Genomic DNA, 21,527 nt, shown 5'->3' on the forward strand with positions numbered 1-21,527 from the left:
TATGCCCCAGTTCGAAACCCGCCGCATCGTCAAGCACTCGCCCGACCGAATGTACGCCCTCGTCGCCGACGTCGAGCGCTATCCGGAATTCCTGCCGCTTTGCGAAGCGCTTGCAATCCGGTCGCGCCGCGAGCGTGACGGCAAGGAGTTGCTGTTGGCGGATATGACGGTGGGCTACAAGGCAATCCGCGAGACGTTCACGACACAGGTTCTGCTAACGCCCGCCGATCACGCCATCGATGTCAAATATATCGAGGGCCCGTTCCGCTATCTCGACAATCGCTGGCGCTTCGAAGAGGCGCCCGATGGAGGCTGCGCGGTGCATTTCTACATCGACTACGAGTTCAAGAACCGCATCCTCGGCGCCCTGATGGGCTCGATGTTCGACCGCGCTTTCCGGATGTTCTCGGAAGCCTTCGAGGCGCGCGCCGACAAGATCTATGCCGGTCTCTGAGCCGCCTGCGCCAGCATCTCGAGTGCCGTCCTGACCGTTGCAAGCCGCACCTGATCACGGCCGATATCGCCGTATCGCATTTCCCTGTGGTCGACGTCCCCGCGACGGCTCTTCAGCGCCAGATGCACCAGTCCGACTGGCTTCTCGGCAGATCCTCCGCCCGGTCCGGCGATACCCGTGACCGCAACGGCGACCGCCGCGCTCGAACGGATCAGCGCCCCTTGCGCCATCTGCAGCGCGGTCTCCCGCGAGACGGCTCCAAAGGTCTCCAGTGTTTTGGCAGAAACACCGATCAGTTCCGTCTTCGCCTGGTTCGTGTAGGTGATGAAGCCGCGATCGACGACCGCCGAAGATCCGGCAATCTCCGTCAGAGCCCCGGCGATCAGGCCGCCGGTGCAGGATTCGGCCGTCGCGACCATCCAGCCGAGATCCCGATAGGCCGCGATGATTGCTGCTGCCTGCTGCTCGATCTCAGCCGGATAGAGCCCCATCAGTCTGTCCCCCGGAAAACGACGGTTGCCGTAGCGATAGCCGCGATCCCCTCGCGTCGGCCGACAAAGCCGATCGTCTCATTCGTCGTCGCCTTTACCGAGCATCGGTCAAGCGCGATACCGAGGATGTCCGAGAGCGTCTCGCGCATCGCGTGACGATGCGGCCCAACCTTAGGTGCTTCGGCAATAAGCGAAATGTCTGCATTCATGATCGTGCCGCCCGCCTCGCGCACGATCTTTGCGGCATGCTCGAGGAAGATCCGCGACGGCGCGCCTTTCCACTGCATGTCCGACGGGGGGAAATGATCGCCGATATCGCCGGCGCCGCAGGTAGCAAGCAGCGCGTCCGTCAGCGCATGCAGCGCGACATCCGCATCCGAATGGCCTTTCAGCCTCTGGTCGTGGGGAATGAAGATCCCGCAGAGCGTCACACCATCGCCCGGTTCGAGCTGATGCACGTCATAGCCGTTTCCGGTCCGGACGTCGGGCAGCGCTGAGCCCTTCAGCTTCTCGTCGGCCATGGCGATATCCCTTTGCACGGTGAGTTTGATGTTGTCGATCGAGCCCTCGACCAGGTGGACCGGAAGGCCGGCCCATTCCGCGATCGACGCGTCGTCGGTAAAATCCACGGCCTGCTCCTCGGCAGCCCTTTCGTGAGCCTCGAGAATGGCTGCGTAGAGAAAGCTCTGTGGTGTCTGGGCGGCGAAAAGACCCTTGCGCGGAACTGTCATCGCAACGACCCCGGAGGCGTCGGCGCGCTTGATCGTGTCCGATACGGGCAGGGCCGGCAGCACGGCCGTCTTGCCAGCCGCAAGTTCGCGAGCGATCCGCTCCAGGAGTTCTGCGTCGACGAAGGGGCGCACCCCGTCCTGGATCATCACATGATCGATGTCATGATCCCGCAGCGCCCGCAGGCCATTCAGCACGGATGCCTGTCGCGTGGCGCCACCGGTGACGATGGTCAGTTCGTCCCGTTTTGGCAGGTCTGCAACGGCTGCTTCGATCAGTGCCCGATCGTCGGGGTGGATCACCACGGCAATCGGGCCACTTCTGGGCCAGTCGAGGAAGGTGGTGAGCGTATGCCAGATGACCGGCTTGCCGCCGATCCGCCGATACTGTTTGGGTCCTTCGACGGAGGTGCCAGCCCGTTCGCCGCGGCCCGCAGCCACCACGACGATCCCGATTGTTTCGCTGCGCCCTTGCTCCATCGCCCCGCCTGGTCCATGACACATTCTCTTCGCATCGTGCTCTATCGGCTCGGGATCGAATTTTCCAGCATTTGCACGATTTTTTATCGATGCGTGAGCTTTGCCTCTTGGCAAGCAGGAGTCGAATGTCTAAAAATAATGCAAATGCGCTCGCTGCCTGAAAGATAATCAGTTGGATATTGTTGCTTTGCAAACGCCGTTTTGCATCGGCTCAGTCCCTGTCCGGAACCGGATTGTGCTCGCGCCGATGTCCGGCGTGACGGACCTGCCATTTCGGCAACTGGCCTTTCGGTTCGGCGCCGGTCTCGTCGTTACCGAGATGGTCGCAAGCCGCGAGCTGGTTTTCAATGCCGCAGAAAGCTGGTCGCGCCTCAAGGGGGCAGGGCTTTCCCCCCACATGGTCCAGCTCGCCGGGCGCGAAGCCAGGTGGCTCGCGGAGGCCGCTGTCATCGCCGAGGCGAATGGCGCCGATATCATCGACATCAACATGGGCTGCCCCGCAAAGAAAGTGATCGGTGGTTATGCAGGGTCTGCGCTGATGCGCGACCCGGATCACGCCCTGTCGCTGATCGAGGCGACGGTGAACGCGGTCAAGATCCCGGTGACGGTCAAGATGCGGCTCGGCTGGGACGACGCGTCGATCAACGCGCCCGAGATTGCCGCTCGCGCCGAAGCAGCCGGTGTTCAGTTGATCACGGTGCACGGACGCACGCGCATGCAGTTCTATGAAGGCCGTGCGAACTGGGACGCAATCGCAGCCGTGCGCGACGCGATCCGCATTCCCCTGATTGCCAATGGTGATGTCGAAACGGTCGAGGATGCCAACGAAATCCTGCGCCGCTCAGGCGCTGACGCCGTGATGGTAGGACGCTCCTGCCAAGGCCGGCCGTGGCATGCCGGTGTGCTGGCCGGACATTCATCTCCGGAGCGACAAGCGATCCCCGGCCTCGTCGTCGAACACTACAGAATGATGTTGGAGCACTACGGCGCCGACGTCGGTGTCCGTCATGCGCGCAAGCATCTCGGCTGGTATCTCGATCGCCATTCACCGGATCTTGCGCCGCAGGCAAAGGCCGCGATCATGACGTCGAAGGACACGGACTTCGTCACCGATGCCATCGAGCATGCGCTGTCGAGCAGCCGTGACGATACCACCAGACAGGAGGCCGCATGACGGCGAACGACAAGGGCAGTGGCCTCGCCATGGCCGTGCTCAACGCCATCCAGAACCCTGTGGTGATGGTGGATGCAAACGGACACATTGCCTTCGCCAACTGGGAAGCCGAGGCCTTCTTCGGCGCGAGCGCAACCCATCTCTCCCGTTACCGCATTTCGACCTTCATTCCATTTGGCAGCCCGCTGCTGTCATTGATCGAGCAGGTGCGCGAGCGCCGTGCGCCGGTGAATGAATATCGCGTCGACCTCAGCTCTCCGCGTCTCGGGCAGGAAAAGCTCGTTGATCTCTATGTCGCCCCGGTCCTCAGTCAGCCGGGCAATGTCGTCGTGGTCTTCCAGGAGCGCTCGATGGCCGACAAGATCGACCGCCAGCTGACCCACCGTGCCGCCGCCCGCTCCGTCACCGGTCTCGCCTCCATGTTGGCGCATGAAATCAAGAATCCGCTGTCTGGCATTCGCGGTGCCGCCCAGTTGCTCGAGACAGCGGTATCCGACGAAGACCGCGCCCTGACCCGCCTGATTTGCGACGAGACCGATCGCATCGTCTCGCTGGTCGATCGAATGGAGGTCTTCTCGGATGAGCGACCGGTGGACCGCCAGTCCATCAACATCCATTCGGTGCTCGATCAGGTGAAGGCCGTCGCTAAGGCAGGCTTTGCCCGCAATATCCGCATTACCGAGAATTACGACCCATCCCTGCCGCCGGTTTTCGCCAATAGAGACCAGCTCGTCCAGGTCTTTCTCAATCTCGTGAAGAATGCGGCTGAAGCCATTGGTGAGCGGTCGGATGGTGAGCTTCAGCTGACCACCGCCTATCGCCCCGGCATTCGTCTGTCGGTCGCCGGCTCGCGTGAAAAGATATCTCTGCCCCTCGAATTCTGCGTCCACGACAACGGTCCGGGCGTGCCGTCCGATCTCCTGCCGCATCTGTTCGATCCCTTCATCACCACGAAAACGAACGGATCCGGCCTGGGACTGGCGCTCGTGGCGAAGATCATCGGCGCCCATGGCGGCATTGTCGAATGCGACAGCCAGGCGAACCGCACCACATTCCGGGTCCTGATGCCCATGTCGAAAGAGACGGCGCTCGACGAAGCCCCCCTTGCCAAATCCACGGGAACGAACTGATGACGGCCACGATCCTTGTTGCAGACGACGATGCTGCGATCCGCACGGTGCTGAACCAGGCGCTCAGCCGCGCGGGTTACGACGTCAGGATCACTTCGAACGCCGCCACGCTCTGGCGCTGGATTTCGGCGGGCGAGGGCGATCTGGTGGTGACCGACGTGATCATGCCCGACGAAAATGCCTTCGACCTCCTGCCGCGCATCAAGAAGGCGCGGCCTGACCTGCCGGTCCTGGTCATGAGCGCCCAGAATACCTTCATGACCGCAATCAAGGCCTCGGAAAAGGGCGCCTATGATTACTTGCCCAAGCCCTTCGACCTCACCGAACTGATCGCCATCATCGGCCGCGCGCTGTCGGAGCCGAAGAAGCGCCCGGCACGCCTCGACGACGACACGCAGGACGGCATGCCGCTCGTCGGCCGCTCGGCCGCCATGCAGGAAATCTACCGCGTGCTGGCCCGTCTGATGCAGACGGACCTGACGCTGATGATCACGGGCGAGTCCGGTACGGGCAAGGAACTGGTAGCCAAGGCGCTGCATGACTACGGCAAGCGGCGCAACGGGCCCTTTGTTGCGATCAATATGGCCGCCATCCCGCGTGACCTGATCGAATCCGAGCTTTTTGGCCACGAGAAGGGCGCCTTTACCGGCGCACAGACCCGCTCCACCGGTCGTTTCGAGCAGGCCGAGGGCGGCACGCTCTTCCTCGATGAAATCGGCGACATGCCGATGGATGCGCAGACTCGCCTGCTTCGCGTGCTGCAACAGGGCGAATATACGACCGTCGGCGGCCGCACGCCGATCCGCACGGATGTTCGCATCGTGGCCGCGACCAACAAGGACCTGAAACAGTCGATCAACCAAGGGCTTTTCCGCGAAGACCTCTACTACCGCCTGAACGTGGTTCCGCTGCGTCTGCCGCCGCTGCGTGATCGTGCCGAGGATATTCCGGATCTTGTGCGCCACTTCATCCAGCAAGGCGAAAAGGAAGGTCTCGACGCCAAGCGCTTTGATCACGAAGCCCTGGAAGTGATGAAGTCCTATGCCTGGCCAGGCAATGTGCGCGAACTGGAAAACGTCGTGCGACGCCTGATGGCGCTCTATCCACAAGATGTCATCGCGCGGGAAGTCGTCGAGCAGGAATTGCGCTCCGATGTGGCGGACAGCCCGATTGCCAAGGTTGGAATGCCGGCGGGGGCAATGACCATTTCCCAGGCTGTCGAAGAAAACATGCGGACCTACTTCTCCTCCTTCGGCGACGCACTGCCGCCGTCGGGCCTCTATGAGCGCGTGCTGACGGAAATGGAGTATCCGCTCATCCTTGCCGCCCTGACCGCCACCCGTGGCAACCAGATCAAGGCGGCCGATCTGCTCGGTCTCAATCGCAACACCTTGCGCAAGAAGATCCGGGAGCTCGGCGTCTCCGTTTACCGAAGCTCCCGTTCCGCTTGACACAGGTGGAACCCCCGTTGCATTTTCGCCACATTGCGTTGCTCAAAAGACACGTCGGCTTGTGACCGGATTCGCTGGTTGCCCGGCTATGGGACCTGAGAGCCTTGCAGCAACAAGCCGACTTCAGCCCTGGTGGCGGTCGGGTGAACGAGATCCGATTGCGCGGATCCGGGGGAAATGATGGCACGCGTGAGGCGAATCTCCGCAGCAGAGGTCGATACGGCACTGACACATGATCGGCGCGCATCCTTTGCGCTGCCGGGTCTGTTGCTGGCGGGCGGGGCTTTGCTCTGCGCATCCCTGACACTCCCGATCCTTCTGGGCCTGACGCGCATCGAGCCGACGTCCCGGGTGCTTGTCGCCTCGGCGGTCGTCAATTCGCTTTTCATCGTCGGACTGATGGTTCTCATCGCTCGGGAGGTGCTGCGCCTTTTCAAGGCCCGCCATCGCGGACGGGCCGCTGCCCGCCTTCATGTGCGGATCGTGACCCTCTTCTCGGTGATTGCGATCACGCCCGCGATCCTTGTCGCAATCTTCGCCTCGATCACGCTGAATGTCGGCCTGGACCGGTGGTTCTCCATCCGCACCCAGTCGATCGTCTCCTCGTCCATGAACGTCGCCCAGGCCTATATGCTGGAAAATGCCAGCTATCTGCAGGGCCAGACGATTTCCATGGCAAACGATCTGGAGCGCAACCGCGCGCTTTTCTACCTGGATCGCACCGGCTTCGTCGAACTCATGACTCGGCAGGCGCGCGGGCGTGGCATGCTCGGTGCCTTCCTCGTCCGTGAGGACGGTTCTGCCATCACACAGGCCGACATCGACACGGAAAAGCCCCTGCCGGCGATCCCGCGCGACGCGCTGGTCAGTGCCGCTGGCGGCCAGCCGACGCTGATCCCGCCGGGGATCACCAATCTCGTCGGTGCCATCATCAAGCTCGACAGCCTGTCGGGTACCTTCCTCTACACGATCCGCGCCGTCGATCCCAAGGTCATGCAGGCCATGCGCCTGATGGAAGAGAACACCGCCGAATACCAGGCCATGGAAGATGGTCGCACGACGCTGCAGATTGCCTTTGCCATTCTCTATCTGGGCTTCGCACTGATCGTTCTGCTTGCGGCGATCTGGACCGCGATCGCGGTTGCCGACCGGATCGTCCGACCGATCCGTTTGCTGATCGGGGCAGCCGACAGCATTGCCTCGGGCAATCTCAATGTGCTGGTTCCAGTCCGCGCCGCCGATGGCGATGTCGGCAGCCTGTCGCGAACGTTCAACAAGATGGTTTCCCAGATCCGTTCGCAGCGTGACGAGATCCTGGAAGCCAAGGACGAGGTCGATGACCGCCGCCGCTTCATCGAAGCGGTTCTCTCGGGCGTCACGGCCGCCGTCATCGGCGTCGAGGATGATGGCATCATCACCATAGTCAATCCGTCGGCAGAATACTTCCTGGCGTTGCCGTCGGAGCAGTTGATGGGCCAGAAGCTCGCGCTTGTGGCGCCGGAAGTTGATCGCGTCCTTGCGGAGGCGGCTGTGCGGCACCGCGGCGAGTATCGAGAGCAGATAAACATGATCCGCAGTGGCAAGGAGCGTACGCTGAACGTTCAGGTCACGCGCGAGGAAACGCGCGGTTCGGTGGATTCCTACGTCATCACCCTGGACGACATCACCGATCTCGTTGTCGCCCAGCGCTCCACGGCCTGGGCCGACGTGGCGCGCCGCATCGCCCATGAGATCAAGAATCCGCTCACTCCGATCCAGCTCTCGGCGGAGCGGCTGAAACGCCGTTACGGCAAGCAGATCGCCGAGGACGACAAGGCCATCTTCAATCAATGCACGGACACCATCGTCCGACAGGTCGAGGACATCGGTCGCATGGTCGACGAGTTCTCCGCCTTCGCCCGCATGCCGAAGCCGACGAAACAGCGCTCGGATCTGCGCGAGATCCTGACGGATGCCGTCTTCCTGCGCGAGATCGGCAGCGCCGAGGTGGAATTCCAGCGTGAGTTTGGCGACGAGCCGCTCGAAGGCAGTTTCGATGCGCGCATGCTGGCCCAGGCTGTCGGAAACATCGTCAAGAACGCCGTCGAGTCGATCGAGGCGGTGCCGCAAGAGGAACTGGAGGGGAAGGGCAAGGTCCTGATACGCTCGTCCTTCGATCGCGAGCAGGACCGTTTCATCGTCGACGTGATCGACAATGGCCGCGGTCTTCCGAACGAGAACCGGCACCGGATTCTCGAACCTTACATGACCATGCGCGAGAAGGGCACCGGCCTCGGCCTCGCCATCGTCAAGAAGATCATTGAAGAACATGGCGGACAGCTGGAGCTGCATGATGCGCCGGCCGATTTCGACCGGGGCAGGGGCGCGATGATCAGAATCATCCTGCCACGCGCGGACGGGCCCGCCATCGAGACTGAAAGCGATAAGGAAATGGTCAATGGCCTCTGATATTCTGGTAGTCGACGACGAAGAGGACATTCGCGAGATCGTCTCCGGCATTCTGAGCGACGAGGGGCACGAGACCCGCACCGCGCATGACGCCGACAGCGCCCTTGCAACCATCTCGGACCGGGTCCCGCGCCTGGTCTTTCTCGACATCTGGATGCAGGGCAGCCGCCTCGACGGCCTTGCGCTGCTCGATGAAATCAAGGCCCGCCATCCCGATCTGCCGGTCGTCATGATTTCCGGTCACGGAAACATCGAGACGGCCGTCTCGGCAATCAAGCGCGGTGCCTTCGACTTCATCGAGAAGCCCTTCAAGGCCGATCGCCTGATCCTGATCGCGGAACGTGCTCTGGAAAACTCGAAGCTGAAGCGCGAGGTCTCGGAACTGAAGCGTCGCACGGGTGACGCGATAGAACTGATCGGCACCTCGGTTGCCGTCTCTCAGTTGCGCCAGACCATTGAAAAGGTGGCTCCGACCAACAGCCGCATCATGATTTTCGGCCCCTCCGGATCTGGCAAGGAACTGGTTGCGCGCATGATCCACAAGCGGTCGTCGCGCTCGGGCGGGCCCTTCGTATCCTTGAACGCGGCCGCAATCACGCCTGACCGGATGGAAATGGCACTGTTCGGCACGGAGGGCACACCAGGCCAGCCACGGCGCATCGGGGCGCTGGAAGAAGCGCATCGCGGCATCCTCTATCTCGACGAGATCGGGGAGATGCCGCGCGAAACGCAGAACAAGATCCTGCGCGTGCTTGTCGAGCAACAGTTCGAGCGTGTCGGCGGCTCCAAACGGGTGAAGGTCGATGTCCGGATCATCTCTTCCAGCGCCTACAATCTCGAGAGCCTCATCGCCGAGGGTCGTTTCCGCGAGGACCTGTTCCATCGCCTGGCCGTCGTACCGGTCAAGGTGCCGGCGCTTGCCGAACGCCGCGAGGACATTCCGTTCCTGGTTGACATGTTCATGCGCCAGATCTCCGAGCAGGCCGGCATTCGCCAGCGCAAGATCGGCGACGACGCCATGGCGGTTCTGCAGGCCAATGACTGGCCGGGCAATATCCGCCAGCTGCGCAACAACATGGAAAGGCTGATGATCCTTGCCCAGGGCGACAGCCCGGATTCACCGATCACAGCCGAAATGCTGCCGCAGGATCTCTCGGACATGCTGCCCAAGGTCTCGGCGCGAAACGATACACACATCATGACGCTGCCGCTGCGCGAAGCACGCGAGATGTTCGAAAGGGACTATCTGATTGCCCAGATCAATCGCTTCGGGGGTAACATTTCCCGGACCGCTGAATTCGTCGGTATGGAACGCTCCGCTCTCCATCGCAAACTGAAATCGCTTGGCGTATAAGCGGGCGAAGCGTAACCGGTAGACAATCGACCCTGGGGCGGGAATCATTCCATGAAAGTCATCATCTGCGGCGCAGGCCAGGTCGGTTACGGTATCGCCGAACGCCTTTCCCAGGAGGGCAACGACGTGTCCGTGATCGACACCTCGGCCTCGCTCGTCTCGCATATCACCGAGACGCTCGATGTCAGTGGTTATGTCGGCCACGGCGCTCATCCTGACGTGCTGGCCCTTGCCGGTGCCGATCAGGCCGAAATGCTGATCGCCGTCACTCTCTATGACGAAATCAACATGACCGCCTGCCAGGTCGCCCATTCCCTCTTCAATGTGCCGACCAAGATCGCGCGCATTCGCTCGCAGAACTACCTGCTGCCGGAATATTCCGACCTGTTCAGCCGTGATAATCTGCCGATCGATGTCGCCATCTCGCCCGAGATTGAGGTTGGCAAGATGGTGCTGCGGCGCATTTCGTTTCCGGGTGCAACAGACATCGTCCGCTTCGCCGATGATCACATCGCCATGCTCGCCATTGAATGCATGGAGGATTGCCCGGTCGTCGATACGCCACTCAACCAGTTGAGCGAGCTATTTCCGGACCTGATGGCGACGGTCTGCGCGATCTGGCGCAATGGCCGCCTGAACGTGGCCCGCTCGCAGGATCATCTTCTCGTCGGCGACCTCGCCTATGTCATCTGCCAGCGCGATCATGCCCGCCGCACGCTCGGTCTCTTCGGTCACGAGGAGCAGGAGGCGGGCCGCATTGTCATCGCCGGCGGTGGAAATATCGGTTACTACGTCGCCCAGGCCATCGAGCAGATGCAGCCCAAGACGCGCCTCAAGATCATCGAGAACGATCGTGAGCGCGCACTCGCCGTCTCCGACCAGTTGAAGGACGGGATCGTGCTGCATGGATCGGCGCTCGACCAGAACATCCTGCAGCAGGCCGATATCCACGATGCCGACCTGATCGTGACGCTGACCAACAATGACCAGACGAATATACTGAGCGCCGCCATGGCCAAGCGCCTAGGTTGCAAGTCGGGCATGGCGCTGATCAACAGCCCGTCCTTCCACGATCTCGCAACGTCGATCGGCATCGACGCGCATATCAATCCGCGGGCCGTCACCATCTCCCGCGTGCTGCAACATGTCCGCAAGGGGCGCATACGCGCCGTCTATGCGGTCCAGAAGGGCAAGGCGGAGGTGATAGAGGCGGAGGCGCTCGAAACGTCGCCGCTCGTTGGCAAGCCCTTCCGGGAGCTTGATCTGCCGCCCGGTCTGCGCATCGGCGCCATCCTGCGCGACAAGACGGTCATCCGCCCCGATGGGGAAACGAGGATCAAGGCGAAGGACCGGGTGGTCCTCTTCGCTGCCGCCGAAGCCGTTCGCCATGTCGAGCAGCTCTTCCGTGTATCGATCCAGTATTTTTGAAGGTTCGCGAACCCATGCCCCGCATTGCATACGTCAACGGCCGCTATCTGCCCCATTCTGAAGCCGCCGTGCACATCGAGGACAGGGGCTATCAATTCGCCGACGGTGTCTACGAGGTCTGCGAGATCCGCCACGGCATGATCGTCGATTTGACTCGTCACCTCGATCGGCTCGACCGCTCTCTCTCGGAACTGGCGATCAGGTGGCCGATGAGCCGTCCGGCGCTCAGCCAGGTCATCCGCGAGGTCTGCCGTCGCAATCGGGTGAAGAACGGCCTTTTCTACCTCCAGGTCACCCGCGGTGTTGCACGCCGCGACCATGTCTACCCCTCAGCCGATACGCCGCCCAGCCTCGTGATCTCAGCCAAGATCACCGATCCGGCGGTCATCGCGAAGAAGAACGAGACGGGCTTGAAGGCGATCACCATGCCGGACAACCGTTGGGATCGGGTCGACATCAAGACGGTCGGTCTGCTGCCGAACGCCATGGCCCGCCAGGCGGCGAAGGACAAAGGTGCCCAGGAAGCGATTTATGTCGATGCCGGCGGGATGGTCACCGAAGGAGCGGCGACCAATGTCTGGATCGTCGACAAGGATGGCGTGCTGGTCACGCGACCTGCCGAACGCGGCATCCTGCGCGGAATTACCCGCACCGGCCTGATGGATGTAACGTCTGAGCTCGGAGTAAAGGTGCAGGAACGGGAGTTTTCGCGCGACGAGATGCTGTCGGCCCGGGAAGTCTTTCTTACAGCGGCGACCAGCATTTGTTTCCCGATCGTCGAGATTGACGGCCAGCCGATCGGAAATGGGCATCCGGGCGCCATGGCAGAGCGCATCCGTACGTCCTTTTTCGACGTTGCGGAAAAGACGGTGATTTGATACCACGTTTTTCGGCGGAGGGGCGAGGGGCCAATTCCCCAAGCTTGCCAACTATCAAACAATAATCACACCGGTCGACAAAAGACCGGCAAGAAAGAAAGAAGCGGCGCCATGGCGGAACGTTCTCAGAACCTGCAGGATCTCTTCCTCAATACCGTTCGCAAGCAGAAGATTTCGCTGACGATCTTCCTGATCAACGGCGTGAAGCTGACCGGTGTTGTAACATCCTTCGACAATTTCTGTGTTCTCCTGCGTCGCGACGGCCATTCTCAGCTGGTCTACAAGCACGCCATCTCGACCATCATGCCGGGCCAGCCCATGACGATGTTCGAGAGTGACGACGCCGCTTCCGGACAGGATTGAGATCATCACCAGCCGCGATACAAAAAACGAATCGATCATCCCGGAGGACGAAAAGCACCGGGATGACATGCGGGCGCTCGTGCTCGTGCCGGTGCTGAAGCAGGCGCGGGTCCAGCCTCTGCCGGACGGTGCGCCGCCAGCCCCGAGCCGATCCAACGATGCGCGTCTCGAAGAGGCGATCGGCCTTGCGCGCGCCATAGATCTGACCATCGTCCAGGGCCTGATCGTTGCGGTCAACCAGCCGCGCCCGGCCACCCTGCTTGGAACGGGCAAGATTGCCGAAGTGGCGGCCCTGCTCGACGAGCACGACGCGGGCCTTGTCATCGTCGACCATCCGCTGACACCGGTACAGCAGCGCAATCTCGAAAAGGCCTGGAACGCGAAGGTCATCGACCGTACGGGTCTGATCCTCGAAATCTTCGGCCGCCGCGCCTCCACCAAGGAAGGTACGCTGCAGGTCGAGCTTGCTCACCTCAACTATCAGAAGGGCCGCCTCGTGCGTTCCTGGACCCACCTTGAACGCCAGCGCGGTGGTGCAGGCTTCATGGGTGGCCCGGGTGAAACCCAGATCGAGGCCGACCGCCGCCAGCTGCAGGACAAGATCATCAAGCTTGAGCGCGAGCTCGAACAAGTGGTCCGCACGCGCCAGCTGCACCGCGCCAAGCGACGCAAGGTGCCCCATCCGATCGTGGCGCTCGTGGGGTATACGAACGCCGGCAAGTCGACACTGTTCAACCGCATCACCGGTGCGGGCGTGCTGGCCGAAGACATGCTGTTTGCGACGCTCGATCCGACGCTTCGCCGGATGAAGTTGCCGCATGGCCGGACCGTCATCATGTCGGATACCGTCGGTTTCATCTCCGATCTGCCGACCCACCTGGTCGCCGCCTTCCGCGCGACACTGGAAGAGGTGCTGGAAGCCGATCTCGTCCTGCATGTCCGCGACATGTCCGACCCAGACAACGGGGCCCAGTCGGCTGACGTCCTGCGCATTCTCGACGATCTCGGCATTGACGAGAAGGAGCGCTCTGAGCGCATTATCGAGGTCTGGAACAAGATCGACCGGCTCGATCCTGAAAATCATGACGGAATTCTGCAAAAGGCCGCAGGCCGCGAGAATGTCTTGCCTGTCTCCGCCATCAGCGGTGAAGGTGTCGACACGTTGCTGGATGTCATCTCGCAACGCCTCTCGGGCGTGCTGACCGAGGCCACGATCACCATTGCCGCCGACAGGCATGCCGTGATTTCCTGGCTCTATGAAAATGCAGTGGTGAGCGGCCGCGAGGATCATGAGGATGGCAGCGTCAGCCTGGACGTGCGCCTCACCGACCGTCAGGCCGATGAACTGGAGCGCAAGCTCGGCGGCAAGAAGCCGACCGAGAAGGAAGACTGGGAGCGCTGAATCCTGTGGAGGTCTGCAGGCGGCCGGGCTGTCATCTGCCCTTCGCCGCTTGCCAAAGCTCTTCCATGCGCTCCAGCGAAGCCGCTTCGAGCGTTTCGCCTGCCCCTTGAAGAGACTGTTCTATATAGCTGAATCGATTCCGAAACTTGGTATTCGTGCCACGTAGCGCCTGCTCCGGTTCCGCCCCCACATGCCGGCCGATATTGACCAGCGCAAAGATCAGGTCACCGAGTTCGTCCTTGACCTTGTCCGCTTTGTTCTCGGCCAGCGCCTCGCGCAATTCGCCGATCTCCTCCTCGATCTTGTCAAGGATGGGGGCTGCCTCCGACCAGTCGAAGCCAACCTTGGCGGCGCGCTCCTGCAGCTTCAGCGCTTCGGTGAGTGCCGGGAAGGAGCGCTGCACCGAACCGAGATAGCCGGTATCGGGATCGTCAGCCGATCCACGGGCGGCACGCCGGGCGAGACGCTCGGCCTTCTCCTGCTGCTTGATCTTGTCCCACTGCGCCTTCACCGCTTCGGGCGTATCGGCGTCCGAGCGGGCAAACACATGCGGATGGCGGCGGATCATCTTTCGGGTGATTGCCTCGACCACATCGCCGAATGAGAACAACCCCTCTTCCTCGGCAATCCGCGCATGGAAGACCACCTGCAGCAACAGGTCGCCCAGTTCCTCGCAGAGATCGTCCGGGTCCTTGCGCTCGATCGCGTCCGCGACCTCATAGGCCTCCTCGATCGTATAGGGCTTGATCGTCTCGAAGCTCTGGACAATGTCCCAGGGGCAGCCGGTCTCGGGTTGACGGAGCGCCGCCATGATCTCGAGCAGGCGATTGATGTCGTGGGAGGCTTCCATGATGGTCCTGTAATCGTCGCTCAGTTGAGCGGAATGTCGTTGGCGCCCTTGGACGACTGGTAGCTCTCCGAAAGACGGTCATATTCCGCCTTGATCCGGCTCACCTGTTCGAAAAGTGCAGGGCGCTCGGCGTCGCTGGCCGAGGCGACCATCTCGATCATCGCATGGCTGAGCCAGAAGGCGTTTTGCCGTCGATAACCCCCGGGCTCAAGCCCGAAGAGCTCTTTCAGGATCTTCAGGTCGTGCGGGATGGCGAAAGCGTCGCGGCTATCCTCGTGGCTGAAGAAATAATAGAAATTGTCGAAGCCCGCCCAGGTGATCGCCGACATGCACATCGTGCAGGGTTCGTGCGTCGACAGAAAGATCAGGTCCTTGGTGTCGGGCCGCTCGCCCAGTTCGTAGAAGCGCTTCAAGGTATGCACCTCGCCATGCCAGAGCGGGTTTTCCAGTTCGTTGTTGGTTTCGGCCAGCACCAGTGACAGGTCCGACTTCCTGAGGATCGCCGCACCGAACACTTTGTTGCCTAGGGCAACGCCGCGCTGCGTCAGGGGAAGAATATCATGTTCGATGACGTCGAGCAGTCGACGGGTGAGTTCGGGGGTCGTCACGTGTTGCCACTCCGCGCTGTTGGGACTTCGATCCTAGCCCCTGGCAAACATGCGCCGAAAGCGAAATGATGGACTGTCTCCAACTTTTTGCGGCAGTTCGGGCTTTGATTGCTGATGGAAGCACGTAAGTAGAGGACCCGGTGACTTTTGCTCGCAACGGTGACGGGACTAGGACAGAAATACGCAAGGCCTCCGGCCAAGGGATTTCTGTTTCTTCAAATTATGAGCACGGGACGCGATATTGGGTTTCTCTGGCATCGGATGATTCATGACGCAGCAGGACAAACAGCTTTCGGTTTTCCCGGCCTTCTTCAAGGTTGAGAATCAGGTCGCCGCCGTTTTCGGAAACGGTGACGAGGCCTATGCCAAGGCGCGTCTGCTGAGAAACACCGAAGCCCGGATCATTGCTTATGCCGACGCACCGGAAGCCGACTACGCCGCCTTCCTGGCCCAGAACGGCATCGAGCAGGTCGCAGAGGCATTCGAACCCCTTCAGGTCGAGGGCGCATGTCTTGTATTTGCTGCGACGGGTGAGGGCGCACTCGACCGTGAGATCGTGGCGGCCGCACGTCAGGCGCGCATCCCGGCCAATGCCGTCGACCAGCCCGATTGGTGCGATTTCTACACGCCCGCGCTCGTCAACCGTGCTCCGGTTGCGGTTGCGATCGGCACAGAGGGCGTCGGCCCGGTTCTCGCCCAGATGATCCGCGCCGATATCGATCGTCTCCTGCCGCGCTCGCTCGGCAAGCTGGGGCGCCTCGCCAATTCCTATCGCCGTGCCGTTGATCGCCTCGTGCCGCGCGGAGCGCCGCGTCGGCTGTTCTGGCGCGATTTTTTCAAGGGCAAGGTCGCAGACCACGTCGAGTCGGACGACATCAGCATGGCCCGCCGCGAGGCGACCCGCCTCCTGAAGGGCGTGGCTGCCGATCGTGTTGAGGGGCGCGTCTTTCTCGTCGGTGCCGGTCCCGGTGCCGAGGATCTGCTGACCCTGCGCGCCCATCGCCTGATGATGGAATGCGATGTTATCGTCTATGACGCCCTGGTCCCCCGCGAAGTGGTCGATATGGGCCGTCGCGACGCCGAGCGCATTCCTGTCGGCAAGCGCAAGGGCTGTCATTCGAAATCCCAGACTGAAATCAACGCGCTTCTGGTGGAGCTGGGCCATGCCGGCAAGCGCGTCGTGCGCCTGAAATCAGGCGATCCACTGATCTTCGGCCGTGCAGGCGAGGAAATGGCCGCGCTGCGTGATGCGGGCATTGCTTACGAAATCGTCCCAGGCGTGACTTCTGCGCTTGCAGCAGCGGCCGATTTCGAATTGCCGCTGACGCTCCGCGGCGTCTCGTCGTCGCTGGTCTTCACGACCGGTCGCGACCTTCAGGGCAATGTGCTGCCGGACTGGGCGCGTCTCGCGCTGTCGGGCGCCACGGTCGCCGTCTATATGGGCCGCACTGTCGCAGCTTCGGTTGCCGAGCGGCTGATGGCCGGTGGGCTGGCCGAGGACACGACGGTTGCCGTCGTGGAGAATGCCGGGCGTCGGGACAGCCGTCTTCTGCACGGCACGCTCAAGGAATTGCCGGGACTGGAGGCTCGCACCGAGCTGACCGGTCCGGTCATGGTCATCATCGGCGACGCTGTCGCCGGAGCCGATTTCAGCCGTTCCGAGCCGCTTGGCGCGCTCGTTTCGGCCGAACCGCAACTTGCAAGGATTTGAGGATGGTAGACAAGGTTTTGACAGCAAACCGCCTGACCGACGGCATCGCCGTCTGGCTCGACGCCAGCGGCCAGTGGACAGACCGTCTGCAGGAAGCTTTCGTGGCGCGCCACGCCGAGGCCGTCGAGGCGCTGGAAGCCGCAGGCAAGCAGGCCTTCGCGAGTAATCTCGTCGTCGACGTCAACGTCATCGAGATCGAGGAAAAGGATGGCAAGCTCCGCCCGCTGCGTCTGCGCGAGCGTATTCGGGCGGAAGGCCCGACCATTGCATATGCCGAGGGTCACGGTTATGCCGACCCGGCATTCATCGCCGCCTGAGCCTGAGGTAAGACATGTATCGCTATGACGAATTCGACCACGCCTTTGTATCAGCGCGCGTAGAGCAGTTCCGCGACCAGGTGGCCCGCCGCCTGTCGGGCGAACTCGCGGAAGACGCCTTCAAGCCGCTGCGTCTGATGAACGGCGTCTATCTCCAGCTTCATGCATACATGCTGCGCGTCGCGATTCCCTACGGCACGCTGAACGCGAAGCAACTGCGCATGCTGGCCGAAGTCGCCCGAAAATACGACCGCGGCTATGGCCATTTCACCACCCGCCAGAACATCCAGTACAACTGGCCGAAGCTCTCGGATACGCCTGCGATCCTCGAGGATCTTGCAAGCGTCGAAATGCACGCGATCCAGACCTCCGGCAATTGCATCCGCAACGTCACGGCCGATCATTTCGCAGGCGCTGCCGCCGATGAAGTTGCCGACCCGCGCCCCTATGCCGAGATCCTCCGCCAGTGGTCCTCGTTGCACCCGGAATTTTCCTTCCTTCCGCGCAAGTTCAAGATTGCCGTGACGGGTGCCGAAAAGGATCGCGCTGCGATCCAGGTCCATGACATCGGCCTGCATCTGAAGAAGAACGAGGCCGGAGAACTCGGCTTCGCCGTGTATGTCGGCGGTGGCCAGGGCCGCACGCCGCTGATTGCCAAGAAGATCTGCGACTTCCTGCCCGAGGCCGATCTCCTGACCTACATCACCGCCATCGTGCGCGTTTACAACCTGCATGGCCGCCGAGACAACAAATACAAGGCCCGCATCAAGATCCTCGTTCACGAGACGGGCGTCGAGGAGTTGACGCGTCAGGTCGAAGCCGAATTTGCTGAAATCCGCGACAGCGAGTTGAAGCTGCCGGAAGGCGATATCCGCGCCATCGAGACCTATTTTGCGCCGCCGGCTCTCACCGCTCGACCAGACGGCTGGGAAGCACTCGCCCGCGCCCAGAAGGCCGACCCCGCCTTCGCATCCTGGGTCCAGCAGAACGTCCAGCCCCATCGTCATCCCGATTATGGCATGGTCACCATTTCGCTGAAGCCGATCGGTGGCACGCCGGGCGACGCCTCGGATGCCCAGATGGACCTCGTTGCCGATCTTGCCGAGCGCTATGCCTTCGACGAAATCCGCGTCAGCCACGAGCAGAACCTCATCCTGCCGCATGTCGCCAAGGGTGATCTCTATCCGCTGTATCAGGCGCTGGAAAAGGCAGGTCTCGGCACCGCCAATTCGAACCTGATTACCGACATGATCGCCTGTCCGGGCCTGGACTACTGCGCGCTCGCCAATGCGCGCTCCATTCCGGTTGCGCAGGAAATCTCGACCCGCTTCGGTTCGCAGAAGCGTCAGGAGGAGATCGGCGAACTCAAGATCAAGATTTCAGGCTGCATCAATGCCTGCGGTCACCACCATGTCGGCCATATCGGCCTGCTCGGTGTCGAGAAGAAGGGCGCCGAACTCTACCAGATCACGCTCGGCGGTTCCGGCGACGAGAACTCTTCGGTCGGGGAAATCATCGGTCGCGGTTTCGAGCCGGAAAAGGTAACCGATGCGGTCGAGACGATCGTCGACACCTATCTCGGCCTGCGCCTCAACCCCAGGGAAACCTTCCTAGAGGCCTATCGCCGCGTCGGCCCTAAACCGTTCAAGGACGCGCTTTATGGCGCAGCCCCAGTCGAAGCCGCCTGAGACAGGACAAGACATGACCAAGATCTGGAAAGAAACCGGTTTCGTCGAGGGCGATATCTGGGTGACCGAGACGGAAGAGCGCAAGGCAGGCGAGGGCGAGAAGGCCCTTTTGCCCGTGGAGGATTTCCTCGAATCCGTTGCTGACACAAACGACGTCGGACTCGGTGTCTTCCTGGCACCTGCCGATGACGTGCGGAAACTTGAGCCGTATCTCGACCGTATCGCCTTGATCGCCGTTGCCTTTCCGGCCTTCAGCGACGGCCGCGGTTTCAGCCATGCGACACTGCTGCGCGACCGGCTCGGCTATACGGGCGAGCTTCGCGCCGTCGGTGACGTCCTGATCGACCAGGTGCCGCTGATGCTGCGCACCGGCTTCGACAGCTTTGCCGTCACCAATCCGGTTGCCCAGCGTCGGCTTGCCGAAAACCGTCTCACGGGCGTTGCACAGCGCTACCAGCCGACGGCTCGGGATTCTGAGGCAGTTGGCGGTTTCAGCTGGCGCCGTCTGGGCTCAACGGGCGCTTGAGAGATAAATAAAACGCTATGTGCGGGCGGCGAATTGACCTCGGTCAAGGTTGCCGCCTTCGCTTTGGCAGATACCTCGGCTGCGAAATCTGCATGCCGGCTGAATTGTGGAATGGGGCGGTCTGGATTATAGGCTCTACCCAATCGACCGAAGGATAGGACCGACAGCCTATGAATGCTCCCGTGAAGACCGACAATGCCGAACTGATCGTGCCCGAAGGCGTATTCGCTGAAACGGTACTGAGCGTGACGCATTATACCGACCATCTTTTTCGCTTCCGCATGACGCGACCGGCTGGCTTCCGCTTCCGCTCGGGTGAATTTGCCATGATCGGCCTGATGGTCGAGGGAAAGCCGATCTACCGCGCCTATTCCATCGCAAGCCCGTCCTGGGACGAAGAACTCGAATTCTTTTCGATTAAGGTCCCGAACGGTCCGCTGACCCAGCATCTGCAGCGCATCCAGCCAGGCGACAAGGTGTTGATGCGCAAGAAGCCGACCGGGACACTTGTCCTCGACGCACTCACCCCGGGAAAGCGCCTCTACATGTTCTCGACCGGCACCGGCATCGCGCCCTTCGCCAGCCTGATCCGCGATCCGGAGACCTATGAGAAGTTCGAGGAAGTCATCCTGACCCACACCTGCCGTGAGGTGGCTGAGCTGAAATACGGCTTCGACCTCGTGGACGAGATCAAGAACCATGAATTTCTGGCGGAACTGGTGGGCGATAAACTGAAGCATTACGCCACGGTTACGCGCGAAGACTACCCCTTCAAGGGCCGCATCACCGATCTGGTTGAAAACGGCAAGATGTTCACGGACCTTGGCGTTCCCCCGCTCGACCCCGCGATCGACCGCGGCATGATCTGCGGATCGACAGCGATGTTGAAGGACACCAAGGCGCTCTTGGAAAAGGCTGGCCTTACGGAAGGCGCCAACAACAAGCCGGCCGAATTCGTGATCGAGCGCGCCTTCGTCGGTTGATCAAAGACGAGGGACCGACGCAACGCCCGGCCGACCCGCCGGGCGTTTTCATTTCTGCAGTTCGACGGTCGTTCTCTGACCGTTGGTCAGTTCAAGTCGAAGTGTGCTGTCACTGACTGCAGCCATTCGCTCTATGGGGGAGGGAACAGACCAATCATTGGTGATGACGGCCTGTTCCTGGTGAAAGGAGACGGCAACCAGCCGCGTCCGGTCCAGCGAGGGGAGAACGATCTCCATGCTGCCGTCACCATCCAGGTCTGCAACATGCGACAGATCGAGATTCCGACTGCCATTGATGTGGTTTGTCACGCCGTCGATGCCACCGAGATCAACCAGCCGTTTGCCCTCGATGCGGTAGAAGCGCAGCGATCCGCTCAGATGGGGGGTCACGACTGCGGCAATCAAAAGCTCGCCTGTGCCGCTGAAATCGGCAATGCCAACGGGATTGAGCCAGCGATTTCTATGGCCGATGGGCGCGCTGTCCGCCATCAGCTCGATACGGTCCCCCTTGATGGTGTAGAGGGCAAGTGACGCGCCCTGCGTCAGATGCGCCCGAACGATCAAGGCTTCCGGACTGCCATCCGCATTGACATCAGCAAGCCTGACCCGCCGATCCTCGAAAACCTGATCTGCCGGAAGTCGAAAATGGAGCTTCACCCCATTTCGCTCAATGACAAAGCCTGCCGCCTCGATGGCGTCTCCAAGTGCAGCATGGCCATAGACGCCGGTCGGTCCAACCAGCCAGGCGGAATTGGTTCCAAGGCGACTGATCTCGCCGTCGGGCAATTTCCTCGTATCCTGGGCGGACGCGGAACCTGCCGCAACGGTGCATGCGATTGAAATCAGCAGGCCTGCTTTCCACACGGAAACATCTCCTTGATGCATCGCCGAGGCACGGCGGAACAATGTGACGGGTTCACTGTGTCGGTCTGCTTCCAAAGTTGCATTTCACGTTTGGGTGACAGCGGAGATCCATGCTTCACCCTACCATCCTGGCGAATGGCTGGACCATGCCGGCTGCGCCTGCGACGGAAGAGCAGAATGAGAAAGGGCGCCGCAAGGC

20 protein-coding genes are annotated in these 21,527 nt (G+C 61.6%); 15 read left to right on the forward strand and 5 right to left on the reverse strand.

Going from position 1 to position 21,527, the window contains the following annotated elements; translation table 11 throughout:
* The first annotated feature begins 1 nt into the window (after position 1).
* On the forward strand, positions 2-454 hold the full coding sequence (locus tag LJE98_RS11845) for a type II toxin-antitoxin system RatA family toxin (protein WP_229575428.1): 453 nt from the start codon (positions 2-4) through the stop codon (positions 452-454).
* Here LJE98_RS11845 and LJE98_RS11850 read toward each other — a convergent pair.
* Together LJE98_RS11850 and LJE98_RS11855 are read right to left on the reverse strand one after the other, a co-directional pair.
* Entirely contained in the window at positions 439-945 is a 507-nt protein-coding gene (locus tag LJE98_RS11850) for a CinA family protein (protein WP_229575429.1), read from the reverse strand. The two genes, LJE98_RS11845 and LJE98_RS11850, sit on opposite strands and share 16 nt — an antisense overlap.
* Complete coding sequence (locus LJE98_RS11855) at positions 945-2,153, reverse strand: bifunctional 2-C-methyl-D-erythritol 4-phosphate cytidylyltransferase/2-C-methyl-D-erythritol 2,4-cyclodiphosphate synthase (RefSeq protein ID WP_229575430.1); 1,209 nt, start codon at positions 2,151-2,153, stop codon at positions 945-947. The genes LJE98_RS11850 and LJE98_RS11855 overlap by 1 nt, the downstream gene beginning before the upstream one ends.
* A gap of 157 nt (positions 2,154-2,310) precedes the next feature.
* Between LJE98_RS11855 and dusB the strand changes: the two genes are divergently transcribed.
* The 9 genes from dusB (at position 2,311) to hflX (ending at position 13,781) form a co-directional block, all read left to right on the forward strand.
* Complete coding sequence (gene dusB / locus LJE98_RS11860) at positions 2,311-3,327, forward strand: tRNA dihydrouridine synthase DusB (RefSeq protein WP_267499039.1); 1,017 nt, start codon at positions 2,311-2,313, stop codon at positions 3,325-3,327.
* Positions 3,324-4,457, forward strand: a complete 1,134-nt coding sequence (locus tag LJE98_RS11865; RefSeq protein WP_229575431.1) for a two-component system sensor histidine kinase NtrB — start codon at positions 3,324-3,326, stop codon at positions 4,455-4,457. The genes dusB and LJE98_RS11865 overlap by 4 nt, the downstream gene beginning before the upstream one ends.
* Positions 4,457-5,908 carry a nitrogen regulation protein NR(I) gene (gene ntrC, locus LJE98_RS11870; protein WP_229575432.1) on the forward strand — a complete coding sequence of 484 codons (1,452 nt, stop codon included), beginning with the start codon at positions 4,457-4,459 and terminating at the stop codon, positions 5,906-5,908. Before LJE98_RS11865 ends, ntrC begins: the two co-directional genes overlap by 1 nt.
* Positions 5,909-6,088: 180 nt before the next feature.
* Positions 6,089-8,356, forward strand: a complete 2,268-nt coding sequence (locus tag LJE98_RS11875) for a sensor histidine kinase NtrY-like (protein WP_229575741.1) — start codon at positions 6,089-6,091, stop codon at positions 8,354-8,356.
* Positions 8,346-9,710, forward strand: a complete 1,365-nt coding sequence (locus LJE98_RS11880) for a sigma-54-dependent transcriptional regulator (RefSeq protein ID WP_229575433.1) — start codon at positions 8,346-8,348, stop codon at positions 9,708-9,710. The genes LJE98_RS11875 and LJE98_RS11880 overlap by 11 nt, the downstream gene beginning before the upstream one ends.
* A gap of 51 nt (positions 9,711-9,761) precedes the next feature.
* Positions 9,762-11,138, forward strand: coding sequence for a Trk system potassium transporter TrkA (gene trkA, locus LJE98_RS11885; RefSeq protein WP_229575434.1), 1,377 nt, complete (start codon positions 9,762-9,764; stop codon positions 11,136-11,138).
* A gap of 14 nt (positions 11,139-11,152) precedes the next feature.
* Positions 11,153-12,016, forward strand: coding sequence for a D-amino-acid transaminase (locus LJE98_RS11890; RefSeq protein WP_229575435.1), 864 nt, complete (start codon positions 11,153-11,155; stop codon positions 12,014-12,016).
* 111 nt (positions 12,017-12,127) lie between these two features.
* Positions 12,128-12,379, forward strand: coding sequence for an RNA chaperone Hfq (gene hfq, locus LJE98_RS11895; protein ID WP_229575436.1), 252 nt, complete (start codon positions 12,128-12,130; stop codon positions 12,377-12,379).
* Positions 12,375-13,781, forward strand: a complete 1,407-nt coding sequence (hflX, locus tag LJE98_RS11900; RefSeq protein WP_229575742.1) for a GTPase HflX — start codon at positions 12,375-12,377, stop codon at positions 13,779-13,781. Before hfq ends, hflX begins: the two co-directional genes overlap by 5 nt.
* Positions 13,782-13,812: 31 nt before the next feature.
* On the opposite strand, the gene mazG is transcribed toward hflX, so the two are convergent.
* Together mazG and LJE98_RS11910 are read right to left on the reverse strand one after the other, a co-directional pair.
* Entirely contained in the window at positions 13,813-14,631 is an 819-nt protein-coding gene (gene mazG / locus LJE98_RS11905; protein WP_229575437.1) for a nucleoside triphosphate pyrophosphohydrolase, read from the reverse strand.
* 20 nt (positions 14,632-14,651) lie between these two features.
* A complete protein-coding gene (locus LJE98_RS11910) occupies positions 14,652-15,239 on the reverse strand; it encodes a deaminase (protein ID WP_229575438.1) in 588 nt (195 codons plus the stop codon).
* A gap of 268 nt (positions 15,240-15,507) precedes the next feature.
* Here LJE98_RS11910 and cysG point away from each other — a divergent pair, with 268 nt between their 5' ends.
* The 5 genes from cysG to LJE98_RS11935 all read left to right on the forward strand — a co-directional run bounded on the left by cysG (position 15,508) and on the right by LJE98_RS11935 (position 20,464).
* Positions 15,508-16,950 (forward strand): siroheme synthase CysG, encoded by a 1,443-nt coding sequence (cysG, locus tag LJE98_RS11915; RefSeq protein WP_229575439.1) that lies wholly within the window; start codon positions 15,508-15,510, stop codon positions 16,948-16,950.
* 2 nt (positions 16,951-16,952) lie between these two features.
* Positions 16,953-17,267 (forward strand): DUF2849 domain-containing protein, encoded by a 315-nt coding sequence (locus LJE98_RS11920; protein WP_229575440.1) that lies wholly within the window; start codon positions 16,953-16,955, stop codon positions 17,265-17,267.
* A 14-nt stretch (positions 17,268-17,281) separates the two neighbouring features.
* Entirely contained in the window at positions 17,282-18,955 is a 1,674-nt protein-coding gene (locus tag LJE98_RS11925; protein WP_229575441.1) for a nitrite/sulfite reductase, read from the forward strand.
* A 13-nt stretch (positions 18,956-18,968) separates the two neighbouring features.
* Positions 18,969-19,481: a DUF934 domain-containing protein gene (locus tag LJE98_RS11930; RefSeq protein WP_229575442.1), complete on the forward strand. Its 513-nt coding sequence runs from the start codon at positions 18,969-18,971 to the stop codon at positions 19,479-19,481.
* 170 nt (positions 19,482-19,651) lie between these two features.
* Positions 19,652-20,464 carry a ferredoxin--NADP reductase gene (locus LJE98_RS11935; protein ID WP_229575443.1) on the forward strand — a complete coding sequence of 271 codons (813 nt, stop codon included), beginning with the start codon at positions 19,652-19,654 and terminating at the stop codon, positions 20,462-20,464.
* 48 nt (positions 20,465-20,512) lie between these two features.
* Here the strand turns inward: LJE98_RS11935 and LJE98_RS11940 are convergent, their stop codons facing one another.
* On the reverse strand, positions 20,513-21,328 hold the full coding sequence (locus LJE98_RS11940; protein WP_229575444.1) for a hypothetical protein: 816 nt from the start codon (positions 21,326-21,328) through the stop codon (positions 20,513-20,515).
* Between the last annotated feature and the right edge of the window lie 199 nt (positions 21,329-21,527).

Source organism: Rhizobium sp. 'Codium 1', from assembly GCF_020889605.1.
Classification (GTDB): Bacteria; Pseudomonadota; Alphaproteobacteria; order Rhizobiales; family Rhizobiaceae; genus Allorhizobium; species Allorhizobium algae.

Bases quoted from the DNA above. Each gene is read 5' to 3' on its own strand.
- cysG (WP_229575439.1), top strand. From the start codon at position 15,508: ATGACGCAGCAGGACAAACAGCTTTCGGTTTTCCCGGCCTTCTTCAAG.
- LJE98_RS11920 (WP_229575440.1), top strand. From the start codon at position 16,953: ATGGTAGACAAGGTTTTGACAGCAAACCGCCTGACCGACGGCATCGCC.
- LJE98_RS11845 (WP_229575428.1), top strand. From the start codon at position 2: ATGCCCCAGTTCGAAACCCGCCGCATCGTCAAGCACTCGCCCGACCGA.
- LJE98_RS11875 (WP_229575741.1), top strand. From the start codon at position 6,089: ATGGCACGCGTGAGGCGAATCTCCGCAGCAGAGGTCGATACGGCACTG.
- trkA (WP_229575434.1), top strand. From the start codon at position 9,762: ATGAAAGTCATCATCTGCGGCGCAGGCCAGGTCGGTTACGGTATCGCC.
- LJE98_RS11880 (WP_229575433.1), top strand. From the start codon at position 8,346: ATGGCCTCTGATATTCTGGTAGTCGACGACGAAGAGGACATTCGCGAG.
- hfq (WP_229575436.1), top strand. From the start codon at position 12,128: ATGGCGGAACGTTCTCAGAACCTGCAGGATCTCTTCCTCAATACCGTT.
- ntrC (WP_229575432.1), top strand. From the start codon at position 4,457: ATGACGGCCACGATCCTTGTTGCAGACGACGATGCTGCGATCCGCACG.
- LJE98_RS11890 (WP_229575435.1), top strand. From the start codon at position 11,153: ATGCCCCGCATTGCATACGTCAACGGCCGCTATCTGCCCCATTCTGAA.
- LJE98_RS11865 (WP_229575431.1), top strand. From the start codon at position 3,324: ATGACGGCGAACGACAAGGGCAGTGGCCTCGCCATGGCCGTGCTCAAC.
- LJE98_RS11855 (WP_229575430.1), bottom strand. From the start codon at position 2,153: ATGGAGCAAGGGCGCAGCGAAACAATCGGGATCGTCGTGGTGGCTGCG.
- LJE98_RS11935 (WP_229575443.1), top strand. From the start codon at position 19,652: ATGAATGCTCCCGTGAAGACCGACAATGCCGAACTGATCGTGCCCGAA.
- mazG (WP_229575437.1), bottom strand. From the start codon at position 14,631: ATGGAAGCCTCCCACGACATCAATCGCCTGCTCGAGATCATGGCGGCG.
- LJE98_RS11850 (WP_229575429.1), bottom strand. From the start codon at position 945: ATGGGGCTCTATCCGGCTGAGATCGAGCAGCAGGCAGCAGCAATCATC.
- LJE98_RS11930 (WP_229575442.1), top strand. From the start codon at position 18,969: ATGACCAAGATCTGGAAAGAAACCGGTTTCGTCGAGGGCGATATCTGG.
- LJE98_RS11925 (WP_229575441.1), top strand. From the start codon at position 17,282: ATGTATCGCTATGACGAATTCGACCACGCCTTTGTATCAGCGCGCGTA.